This is a genomic window from Streptomyces sp. SP17BM10 (genome assembly GCF_036322405.1).
Lineage (GTDB): Bacteria > Actinomycetota > Actinomycetes > Streptomycetales > Streptomycetaceae > Kitasatospora.
In genome coordinates this window covers 1-348 of the sequence record NZ_JAQYXB010000520.1, presented here as the reverse complement: position 1 = coordinate 348, position 348 = coordinate 1, and the positions used below count along the sequence as shown (strand labels likewise).

The following is a 348-nucleotide window of genomic DNA, read 5'->3' as shown; positions in this document are numbered from 1 at the left end:
GCCGCCGGTGGTGTGCGCGCCGGTCTCGCCCGGGCGGACCGCCTGCTCGGCGGGCTGGGCGAGGCCGGCGTCGTGGCCCGGCTGTGGTGCGTGAGCGGGTGCGCGGTCGCCGTGGGCGTCACCGAGTCCCCGGAGGTCGCCGCGCCGGCGGCGGTGTGGGGCCTCGGCGGGGTGGCCGCGCTCGAACCGCCCCGGGGCTGGGGCGGGCTGATCGTCCTGCCGCCGAGCGTCGCGCGGCGCTCCGCCGCCCTGCTGGCCGCCGTCATCGCCGACCGGGGCGGGGACGACCAGCTCGCCGTGCGGCCGACCGGGTGCCTCGGCCGGCGCCTGGCCGCCACGCCCGGCGGC

1 protein-coding gene is annotated in these 348 nt (G+C 83.3%); it reads left to right on the top strand.

What is annotated here, in order from left to right:
* Positions 1–348: hypothetical protein (locus PUR71_RS10630; protein ID WP_329926428.1), on the top strand; the 348-nt coding region annotated here is incomplete at both ends.